Origin of the sequence: Cohnella sp. (assembly GCF_041641335.1) — a bacterium.
Classification (GTDB): domain Bacteria; phylum Bacillota; class Bacilli; order Paenibacillales; family Paenibacillaceae; genus Cohnella.
Genome location: NZ_JBEPYQ010000150.1, coordinates 1 through 10,701, shown reverse-complemented (window position 1 = coordinate 10,701; position 10,701 = coordinate 1). Strand labels below are relative to the sequence as shown.

7 protein-coding genes are annotated in these 10,701 nt (G+C 56.7%); 4 read left to right on the top strand and 3 right to left on the bottom strand.

Features of this window, described 5'->3' with window-relative positions; translation table 11 throughout:
* A partial coding sequence (locus tag ACESLM_RS29510) for an ATP-binding protein (RefSeq protein ID WP_372638073.1) occupies positions 1 to 2,883 on the bottom strand: 2,883 nt, incomplete at its 3' end.
* Positions 2,884 to 3,547: 664 nt separating this feature from the next.
* On the opposite strand from ACESLM_RS29510, the gene ACESLM_RS29505 reads away from it, so the two are divergent.
* On the top strand, positions 3,548 to 5,125 hold the full coding sequence (locus ACESLM_RS29505) for an alpha-L-rhamnosidase-related protein (protein ID WP_372638071.1): 1,578 nt from the start codon (positions 3,548 to 3,550) through the stop codon (positions 5,123 to 5,125).
* On the opposite strand, the gene ACESLM_RS29500 is transcribed toward ACESLM_RS29505, so the two are convergent.
* Positions 5,113 to 6,114, bottom strand: a complete 1,002-nt coding sequence (locus ACESLM_RS29500; RefSeq protein ID WP_372638069.1) for an AraC family transcriptional regulator — start codon at positions 6,112 to 6,114, stop codon at positions 5,113 to 5,115. The two genes, ACESLM_RS29505 and ACESLM_RS29500, sit on opposite strands and share 13 nt — an antisense overlap.
* Positions 6,115 to 6,288: 174 nt before the next feature.
* Between ACESLM_RS29500 and ACESLM_RS29495 the strand changes: the two genes are divergently transcribed.
* The 3 genes from ACESLM_RS29495 (at position 6,289) to ACESLM_RS29485 (ending at position 9,407) form a co-directional block, all read left to right on the top strand.
* A complete protein-coding gene (locus tag ACESLM_RS29495; RefSeq protein ID WP_372638066.1) occupies positions 6,289 to 7,617 on the top strand; it encodes an ABC transporter substrate-binding protein in 1,329 nt (442 codons plus the stop codon).
* Positions 7,618 to 7,695: 78 nt separating this feature from the next.
* Positions 7,696 to 8,577 (top strand): carbohydrate ABC transporter permease, encoded by an 882-nt coding sequence (locus ACESLM_RS29490; RefSeq protein WP_094044384.1) that lies wholly within the window; start codon positions 7,696 to 7,698, stop codon positions 8,575 to 8,577.
* Positions 8,574 to 9,407 carry a carbohydrate ABC transporter permease gene (locus ACESLM_RS29485; protein WP_372638063.1) on the top strand — a complete coding sequence of 278 codons (834 nt, stop codon included), beginning with the start codon at positions 8,574 to 8,576 and terminating at the stop codon, positions 9,405 to 9,407. Before ACESLM_RS29490 ends, ACESLM_RS29485 begins: the two co-directional genes overlap by 4 nt.
* Before the next feature lie 59 nt (positions 9,408 to 9,466).
* Here ACESLM_RS29485 and ACESLM_RS29480 read toward each other — a convergent pair.
* Positions 9,467 to 10,701 (bottom strand): helix-turn-helix domain-containing protein (locus ACESLM_RS29480; protein WP_372638060.1); only part of this gene is annotated, 1,235 nt, incomplete at its 5' end.

Sequence of the window (10,701 nt, the reverse complement as noted above, 5' to 3'; positions counted from 1 at the left end):
AATCACTTGCTGATACAGATAGAAGTTCTGTCTGACGAACTCGTCCTTCGTCGTATCCAGCACCGACATGTAGTCGGCGATCGTTCTCGCCAGTTCGCTGAGTGACGCTCGCGTGTACAAGGAATTGACATGAGCGCCCATGGCGTAGCTCGCGAATACGTAGTCGCCCGAATCCATGCCGCTGCGCAGCGCCATGGCCAAATAAGCGTCCCCTTCGCGGGCGCTTCCGGCGAACTGGCACAGCACTCCGCCGAATATGGTATAGGTTTTGCTCGTAATCGAGGCGACCTGGTAGCGTTCGGACAGCTCGATGCCGACTTTGCCGATGGCATACCCTTTGTCGAATTTTCCCCTGCCGATCGCCAGAAGCATGCCGTATGCGGAGTAGACGGAAGCGGATACGGGCGTGTTGCCGTAATGAAGAGACAGCTGAATGGCCCGGCACACGAGCAGGAAGAAGATCTTCTTATTGGTGAAGAAGGTGGAAGGAATAATCGCGAAAATCAGATTCATCGCGGTCATCCGGCGCCTGTCCGACATTTCTTTCATATGCGCGAGCCTGTCGTATCGATTGCGCAGCAGCGTCTCGATTCGTATGCCTTCCATTAACAGAGAGAACTTCCCCGGATCGGGAGAAATGATAATATGAAGCTCGCTCAGACACTTCAGGCCGAGGGCGGTCCCTTCCGAATACTTTCCTTGATTGATCAGCTGCATGATCCGGATCGTCTGCACCCGGCTTCGTTCGACGGGATTGCGCGCGCGATCGAGCGCGAACCGGATTTCCAGCTCGTACTGGCGATGATTCCCGCACAGAAATTCGCATTCCGCCTTCCCGGCATGCAGCTCGAAGCACAGCTCGAACGCCTCGTCCCAATCTTGGGCCGACAGCAGTTCCACTCCCTTGCTGAAGTACCCCAAGGCGACATCGTACGCAGAGGTGGCCTTGGCTCGGCTTCCCGCCTCCAGATTCTTCGCGGCAAGCTGCCGCAGCTCCCGCTTGTTTTCAATTTTCGCCGATCCCTTATTCAGGTGGTTAACCCCGTCGAACGGGCTTTCTTCCGTCCCTTCGTTCCCGGCTTCGAGGCCGCGCCCTATTCGCAGATGAACGTCCTGCTTCGAGGGTTCGTCGATCAGCCGATAGATCAGCTTCTGAACGCTGTCGTGCGCGAAGCGGAGCTTGCCGTTCTCGCCTTGGGCGATCATCCCTTCGGCCTCCATCGCCGCCCATTCGGGAGCGACGTCCTCCGGCGTTCGGCCGGTCACGGAAGAGATCAACCTGGGATCGAAAACGCTGCCCGCGCAAGCTGCAACCCGCAGCAGCTCCTGGGCGACGGGCGACAGGCGGCGCAGCCGGTGCTCGATCAGCTCGTGGATGGCGTACCCGGGCAGCCGTTCGATAATCTGGCCCAGGTTCCATTGCCACGTTTGCTTCTCGCGGTTGTACAGCAGACTGCGATCGTCCTGCAAGCGGAGCAGAATCTGCTTGAAATGAAACGGATTGCCGACCGATTGCGAATACAGTAATTCCGTTAAAGACAGGGTCACTTCGGCAGGGCAGTTCATCGTCTCCATCACGATGCGGTTCATCTGCTCCAAACCGAGCGGGGACAGAGGGATGTGGCGGACGGCCGCCTGATCGGAGACGCTGCCGTCCGTCTCGTAGCCCGGAAGCTTGCCGCGGTCCGTTTCCGAAGGGCGGTAGGCGCAGACGAACATGAAATATTGGCTTTCCGGGTCGGAGAACAGGGCACGCATCAATTCAAGGGAAGATGAGTCGGCCCATTGAAGATCGTCGATAAAGAGGACAACGGGATGATCTTTGGACGCCAGCGCTTGCGCGAATTTGCGGAACGCGTAAATAAACCTAGTCTTCGATTCGTTGGAGGGCAGCTCCGTCTCCTCCGGGGAAGGAGCTGCGTCCAGAAGCAGTCCGGCTTCGGGAATCATGGCCGTAATAAGGCCTGCGTTAGCGCCGAGCGCGGATTGCAGCTTCTGTTTTAAGCGGTCGGACCGGTGTTTCCGTTCGCCGAGTAGATGGCGCATAAGGCCGCGAAAGGCTTGAATAATCGGAGGGTATGGACTTAACTGCGGGATTTGCTCGAACTTTCCGGTAATATAGTAGAAATCCCGGGAATGGGATTGTTTTCGAAACATTTCGTCCATCAAGCTTGTTTTCCCGATTCCGGCCTCTCCCGAGACATAGACCACTTCCGTCGATCCCAGGCAAGCGGAGTAGAAGGCTTCGGTCAGAATAGCCATTTCGGTCTCCCTGCCGTAAAAACCGGGCACGGCGAAGAACGTATCGTCGGAGCGTCCGATCTTGTCCAGGTCCGCGATGAGCAATCCGGTATTCGGGTAGCGATGGTCCGGATTTTTGTCCAACAGCTTCATGACGATCGTTTCCAGGCCGTCGGGCAGCCGCACATCCCCGCTCGTCATTGGAGGGGGGCTCTGTGCGAGATGCATATAGATCCATTCGAGAGGATTGTCCGCTAAAAAAGGCAAACGCCCGGTCAGCATTTCGTAGAAAATAACGCCCAGGGAGTAGAGATCGCTGCGTTCGTCTATCGTTCTCTGCATTCTGCCAGTGTTTTCCGGAGAGCAATAGGGCAAGCCGGTATGGAAGCTGCCGTTCGAAGGCGGACGCGCATAGCCTTCGGACGAGCAACGCACCTCGCGGCCCGAATCGATCAATTCCGCTTCGTTTCCGTCGGATCCGACCCTGATTCGTTCGGGCCTCAAGTCCAGATGAAGAATTTGTTTTCGGTGAAGATTCTCGACGCCGGTCGCGATTCCTCTCGCGAGGAGAAGGAATTGTTCCGGCATTATCGCGGTTTGCTCTTCCAACAAGGCTCTTAGCGTCTTGCCCTCTTCTTGCATTCACGAACACCTCTAAACTCGATTAATGCCACTAAACGTATTGTACTAGAAAGAGCGGTGCCAAATATAGAAAAATGAATTGGAGCTGCTGCAGAGCCTGGAAAGACGAATCTGCAGGCAAGAGGACGGCCGGAAGGCCGTCCTATCGTTTGGCTATGGATCTTACCGATCCCTCTACTTCATAAATCTCGGGCCGAACAATGCTAAGGCGAGGGCGGCCCACGTCTGCGTTCAAAATTCGATTACTCCAGCCAAAGTAAGCACTCCCGTAACAACCGCCGCTATGAAAAAAATCCCGAAAAACCACTTCGTGAATTTCCAGGTGATCCCCGGTCCTTGCCACCAGGCCGTACCGTAAATCACTGCTCCCAAAAGCATTACGGAGATGAAAGCGATAAAAGCATTAAACAAGTATCTCACCTGCGCTTCCCGAATGATTAACTCTGAACCGTTTTGTTAACAACATAAAGCAATCTCCCGCTTTTCTCCATACCTCGTAAGTGGTATTTCTCGTGCTGCGAGGATAATGCGGCTGCTCCAATTATATTTGAAGAATCGGTGGCCAAATCCGGTTATCGGATAAAAAAACAAGGAGATCGGGCATGTTACCGGTGGACGAAAAGAGGTAGGGTGGAGGAAAACGTTACGATGGAGGTCGAAGATCATGTCGGATCAAGCCAAATTTCAAGCCGCTCAGGCGACGATCGTACGCAACGAGCGTTTCATCCGGATTGCCGACGGGCTCAAGCCGGAATTGATTAGCGAGGAGGTCGAGCCGACGCAGCTCGTGAAGGTCGAAGCCGACGAAACGGCGATGCACGGGTGGCGGGCGGTACGCGATGCGGAGATCGAATGGCTCGGGAGCCGGGAGCTCGGGAAGGGGCAGTCGGTGATCGCGGATTTCGGCGATCATCGCGTCGGATACGTATCGTTCGAGATCAAGCCGGTCGGCAGTCCCCCGGACGCGCCGCTGAAGCTGAGGCTGACGTTTGGAGAAATGCCGGTCGAGATGGCGGTGCCGTTCTCCAGCTACGACGGATGGATCAGCAGCTCGTGGCTGCAGGAGGAAACGATCTTCGTAGACGTGCTCCCGGGCAAGGTGTCATTGCCGCGCCGTTACAGCTTCCGATATATGAAAATCGAAGTGCTGGACACTTCCCCCAAGTATCGCGTAAGCTTCTTCAACCTGAAATGCGCAACCGTCACTTCGGCGGATCGGACCAGCGTTATCCCGTTCGCTCATGCCGATCCGCTGCTGCGGGATATCGACCGCGTCAGCGTCAAGACGCTGGAAGACTGCATGCAGGACGTCTTCGAGGACGGACCGAAGCGGGACCGTCGGCTGTGGCTGGGCGACTTGCGCCTGCAGGCGCTGGCAAACTACGCGACGTTCCGCACCGACGCGCTCGTCAAACGCTGCTTGTACCTGTTCGCCGGAGTTCCCGACGATCGCGGGCAGGTGTCCGCCAATCTGTTCATCGCGCCGGAGTTGATCGCCGACGATACGTATTTGTTCGATTACTCGCTATTTTTTACCGTAACCTTGTACGATTATTACGACGCGACCGATGATGCGGATACGCTCACAGACTTGTGGCCGACCGCGCGCCGTCAAGTCGAGCTGGCGCTGGAGCGACTGGATGAACGGGGTGTCGTGCGTGACGAACCGACGTGGTGGTCGTTCATCGACTGGCACGAGTCATTAAACAAGCAAGCTCCGTCTCATGCCGTTCTGATTTACGCGTTGCGTCGGACTATTCGTTTGGCCGAAGCGGTCGGGTGCGCAAGCGCCGAAGAATTCGAACGTCGGCTCGCCGATGCCGAACGAGCGGCAATGGAATCGCTTTGGGATTCGGAGCAAAGCTTCTTCGTCAGCGGAGAGGGACGGCAGGTGTCCTGGGCTGCTCAAATCTGGATGGCGCTGGCCGAAGTTCTGCCGCCGGACGAGAACAGGGCGCTGATGCAGCGCTTGCTGAGCGCGAAGCCGGACATCGCGCCGACGACGCCGTACATGTACCACCATCTCGTGGAGGCGCTTCTCGTCGTCGGGCTGAAGGATGAGGCCGTACATCTGATGAAACGATACTGGGGAGGCATGCTGAAGAACGGCGCCGATACGTTCTGGGAGCTGTACGATCCGGGCAACCCGGACTTCTCCCCGTACGGCAGCCCCCTGATCAACAGCTACTGCCATGCCTGGAGCTGCACGCCGACGTACCTGATCCGCCATTACGGATTGTAAGGCAGCGTGCGCGGAGCGTTGCGGAAATCGTGGGGCGTCCGGCCGAAGCGGGCCTTGAACTTCCGGTAGAAAAATCCGAGGCTCTCGTACCCGCACTGCCTGGCGACCTCATCGACGCTTGCGTCGGTTTCCATGAGCAGCCGGGCCGCCCGATTCAGCCGCTGCCGCTGCACCCACTCCGTATAGGTAAGGCCCGTTCGACTCTTCAGCAGGCTGCCCAAGTATTTCGGACTGAAGTGGAAACGTTCGGCCAATTCGGCCAGCGTGCAGCTACCCGGATTTTCTTCCATATAGAGCAACACGTCGCGGATAACCCCCTGTGGAAGAGGCGGTTCCGGCTCGTAGTTGAGATCAAGGTCGTAGATGCGCATCAGCTCGATGAGCAAAATCGGCACGTAGTGGCGCAGCAGATCGGCGGAATGTCCGTCGGGATCGAAAAATTCGCACATCATGTCGCGCATCAGCCCGTGCAGCTTGACGTGTTCCCCGGGACGGAATACGATGTATCTCCCCTGCCGCTGGCGGTCGGACAGGGCATGCGCGATAAAGCTCGCGACCGCTCCGCCTTCGGGCGCCCGGTCCGGGAAAGCGGAAGCGAGCGTCTCCTTGCGCAGCAGCAGGTTCACGAGAATATCGTTCTCTCCCAGCGGCGCGATGCCGTGCGGCACATTGCGATCCATCAAGCAGGCGTCGCCTTGGCGAAGCGTCACCTGTCGGCCGCCGATCCGCTGCTCGCACGAGCCGGAATACATATAGTTCAATTCGATGAAATCGTGCTTATGGACAGGCATGGCGGCGAATCGGTGATGCTTGCGCAGGGATACCGAATCGCTCCCGAAAAAATATTTGCCCTGCATGCGGGGAATCCCGTCGGGCTCGTCCGCAAGCTCTCCGCCGTCGAAGTCGTTGACGTTCTCGCGCGTGCGGAGCTGAATGCGTTCGACGGCATCTAATCCCCGAAGCAGCTCGTCCAATTGAAGGTGGTTCATGCGCAACCCTACTTTTTCCCGATACTGAACAAAATATAACATACGATCGGCGGGATTGCTTCCCGCCTTTTATCTAAAAATTGTGCACTTTAAGTACTAAAGTAAATACACCGAAAGAGAAGGTAACATGAACGTAGCCCGAAAAACAGATCAAGATCAGGGGGACTGATAACCGTGTTCCAAGGAAAGAAAAAGATGAAGACGATTCTGGCCGGCGTAACCGCGCTGGCGGCAACTGCAGCTCTGCTTAGCGGCTGCGGCAGCTCCGACAAAGGCGAGGAGAGCAGCGGCGGAAGCAAGAACGTCACGCTGACGATGATCGTATCCGGCAACAAAGCGGCCGACGGCCAAGACTTCGAGTTGGACGTGCTGCCTAAAATGGTGAGCGAGAAGTTCCCGAACATCAAGCTCGAAGTTCAGAAGCTTCCGGACGACCAGTACAACACTTCGATCAAGACGAAGCTGGCAGCGGGCGAAGCGCCCGACATCTTCCGCGTATGGCCGAGAATGGGTTCCGCGGCGAGCATCATCGACCTGTCGAAGGCCGGTTATCTGGCCGACTTGACGGACCTGCCTTTCATGAGCAACATCAGCGAAGGCGCCCGCAGCGACATGTCGAACGACGGCAAAGTATACGGCATCACGAAGGGCATCGACATGCTCGGCACGTACTACAACAAGGATTTGTTCGCCGAGGTCGGCATTACGGAAGTGCCCCAGGATTGGCAGGCGTTCCTTGAAGCATGCCAGAAGCTGCTGGACGCCGGCGTTACGCCGATCGTTATGGGCGACAAGGACCCGTGGTGGATTCAATTCGGCGCTTATCAGCTCGCGGCGAACACGGTGTACTCGGCCGACAAGGACTTCGACCTCAAGCTGCAATCCGGCGAGAAGAAATTCACCGACGAGACTTGGGTGAAGGCTCTCTCGATGTATAAGGAACTGTACGAAAAAGGCTACATCGCCAAAAACACGCTCGGACTTGGCGGACCGCAAGCGACGCAAATGTTCATCGACGGCAAAGCGGCGATGGTGTTCGACGGCACTTGGGATTTCCCGACGCTGACGGCTCAAGGTGCGGCCACGTTCGAACGCGGATTTTTCCCGCTGCCGGGCAACGAGCCGGGACAGCCGGTATGGCAAGCCGTCTCGACGGCGGCCGGATGGGCGGTCAACGCGAAATCCGAGCATCTGGAAGAAGTCAAGCAAGTGCTCAACTACTGGTTCGACAGCAGCTCCGACTTGTTCGCGGAGTGGGTGAAGCTGAATCCTTCGATCAGCGCGTTTAACGGAGTTCCGCTGAACAACGACTTGTACAAGTATTCTTACGAGCTGTACCAATCGGGCGGCAACTCCATCTACTTCGCCAACCAAATGTGGCCTAACGGCGTTGCCGACACGCTGCAGGTGAAGTTCGGCGAAATCATCGGCGGCCGCAAGACGACGACGGAAGACGTAGCCGGCGCCATGCAAGCGAAGTTCGACGAACTCTGGAAGAAGTAATCCGGTTCGTCGCCAAGAATCGAATGAAGGGGACCGCGAAGGTCCCCTTCCCATTCCATTCGGAAAGGAATTCCCAGCATGAATTCAGCGGTATTGAAAAAAACGATGTACTGGTTCGTCGTGCCCGCATTGACGATGTATCTCGTATTCTGGATCTATCCGATCCTTCGGCTGTTCCAGTACAGCTTTTCCGACTATAACGGCTTCATTCAAAATTTCAATTATATCGGCTTCGATAACTTCTCGCAGATTTTCAAGGACGGCGTAGCCGGTACTTCCTTGTCCAACACGCTGATCTACACTCTCGTATTCGTCGTGTTCAGCAACTTGATCGCATTGGGTTTGGCTTTTCTCCTGAATATGAAAATAAGAGCCACGGGCCTTTATCGTACAGCCGCTTACGTGCCGACCTTGTTCAGCGCGATCGTCGTCGGGTTCATTTGGAGCTACGTCTATATGCCTGACAGCGGCCTTATCGCTACCGTACTAAGCTGGTTCGGCGTCGACGGCGCGAGCCTTAACCTTCTCGGGAACTACAGCTCCGCGTTGTACGCGATCACCGCGGTCGACGTCTGGAAGCATATCGGGACGAGCACGGTCATTTTCCTGGCGGGATTGCAGACGGTTCCCGTCGATCTGGAGGAAGCGGGCCGCATAGACGGCGCCAGCTCCTGGCAAGTGACGCGGTTTATCCGCCTGCCGCTGCTGGCTACCTCCATGACGATTAACGTGACGCTCAGCTTGATCAACGGCCTGAAGGCGTTCGACTACTCCTTCATCATGACCAACGGCGGTCCGGGACGGGCGACGAGCACTTTGCTGTTCGAGATTTTCCGTATGGCGTTCCGGGAGATGCAGTACGGCAAAGCTTCCGCGCTCGCCGTCGTATCGTTCATCGTCATTATCGCCATTACGATCTTCTTCGTGCTTAGACTGAACAAAAGGGAGGTGTCGGCATGAACGGCGGCATCGCCAAAAAGACGCTTACGCATATCGGGATTTCCTTGGTCCTGCTGCTGAACATCCTGCCTCTTCTGATCGCGCTGTCGAGCTCGTTCCGTTCGGTATCGAACATGACGAATCCGCTGCAGCTGTTCAGCGAATTTTCGCTGGAGAGCTACCGGGTCGCGTATGACAAAATGCACTTCATGCAAGCGCTCGGCAACAGCTTGATGCTGACGGTCATCTCCGTCATCGTCGTCGTGCTGTTCACGTCGATGGCCGCTTATCCGATCGCGCGGATCAACAACCGGCTGAGCAAAGCGCTCTACCTGTTTTTCCTGTGCGGGCTTGTCGTGCCGAGCCAGATGGTCATTATCCCGATCGTTCAGACGATTCAGGGACTTCATATTCCGAGCTCGCAATTTACGCCGATTCTGATGTTCATTACGTGCAGCATCCCGTTTTCCTCTTTCCTCTATACCGGGTTTATCAAGAGCAGCATTCCGATCGAGGTAGAGGAGTCGGCGCTCATCGACGGAGCGGGCCTGATGCGCCGCTTCTGGCAGATCGTGTTCCCGCTGCTGCTGCCGGTCACGGTATCGGTCGTCATTACGCAGGGCGTCTGGATCTGGAACGACTACTTCTTCAACATGATCTTTATTTCCAGAGCCGCCGAATCTCCGCTGCCGCTCGCCATGCTCGGCTTCATGGGCGACCAGACGAATCCGACGGCGTGGAACGTCCTGTTCGCGGCGTGTTTCCTCTGCGCGCTGCCGCTGCTCGTCATGTTCGCGTTTCTGCAAAAATACTTCATCGGCGGGCTGACCGTCGGTTCGGTTAAAGGGTAATCGTCAGATCAGCAAGGGGCCGTCCCTAAGTCGACAAGACTTGGAGACGGCCCCTTGGTCTATGGGGAGGATTCCGCAGCATAAGCCGCGTCCGAGCGGTATTCCTCCGGCGTCCGCCCGGTCAGCTTCTTGAATACGCGGAAAAAGTACTTCGTATTGTCGTAGCCGAGCGACTTGGCGATTTTGTACACTTTGTCGTCGGTGCTTCCGAGCAGCTCCTTCGCTTTGCCGATGCGCACCTGATTGACGTAGTCGATGAAGTTGATGCCGGTTTTCTCCTTGAACAGGAAGCTGCAATAGCTGGGGTTCAGGAAAAACAGCGACGAGATTTTGTCCAGCGTCAGCACTTTGTTGAAGTTGTTCTGGATGTAAGCTTTGATATTGTCGACGATCTGTTCGGACGAGTACAGGTTTTGTCCGCTCATCATGTCGGCTACGCTGGGGAGCACGTTGAGCAAATAGTCGCGGATGGCGTCCGCATCGAAGAAGCCGGCCAGAGCGTTCTCGAAGCTGGACGACGGCGAATGGCTCCCGTCGATATGGAAATTGCGGTGCAGCACGTCGCGAACCTCTTGCACGAGCAGCCTGCATTCGCTTTTCACCTCGCCCAGCGTCAGTTCCGGCATCGAAGAATAATGCTCGAACAGCTTGCCGATCCACTCGGCGGTCTTCGCCTTGTTGCCCGACTCGATGAAGAACAGCAGCTCGTCCGCCTGTTCCCATGGCTCCGCCAGAGAAGTCGGCTTCCCTGCGCCGCCGCCAAACACCGATACGACCGCCCCCTCGGAGCCGATGCGAATGCCGTTCAACGCTTCGACCGTCTCCTCGTACGCCTCGAACAGCTCGCTTAGCGAGCTTTTTTCCCCGCTGATTCCGAACCTCGGACTCCCGGTGATCTGCTCGCCGATCATCCCGGCCATTGCCGCCGCAGCCTTGGCCAGATCCTTCGCGGCGCTCTCCGACGCATAGAACAAATAAAAGACCATATGGTCCTGCTGAACATGCGGGACGTACAGATAAGGGGCTCCGGCCTCACCTTCATATGGCTCAAGCTCTCCCGAGGAGTACGCCGCCAGCAGGACGTAGCGCTTCGCCGAAGCAGCTTCCTGCAGCCTTGCCGAGCGGAACGCCGGAACCTTCTCTTTCCGGTGCAATCCCACAATAAGATGGCCGAGCGACTGAAGGTCCGCATCGTAGCTGATCTCCTGCTTCTCGTTCTCCTGATGCTCCAACTGCTGCAGCGCCGAGCGCTCTGCATCGAGCAAGTCGATGGCCTTGGTCAGCGTTTCGCGAA

Bases quoted from the DNA above. Each gene is read 5' to 3' on its own strand.
- ACESLM_RS29505 (WP_372638071.1), top strand. From the start codon at position 3,548: ATGTCGGATCAAGCCAAATTTCAAGCCGCTCAGGCGACGATCGTACGC.
- ACESLM_RS29500 (WP_372638069.1), bottom strand. From the start codon at position 6,114: ATGAACCACCTTCAATTGGACGAGCTGCTTCGGGGATTAGATGCCGTC.
- ACESLM_RS29490 (WP_094044384.1), top strand. From the start codon at position 7,696: ATGAATTCAGCGGTATTGAAAAAAACGATGTACTGGTTCGTCGTGCCC.
- ACESLM_RS29485 (WP_372638063.1), top strand. From the start codon at position 8,574: ATGAACGGCGGCATCGCCAAAAAGACGCTTACGCATATCGGGATTTCC.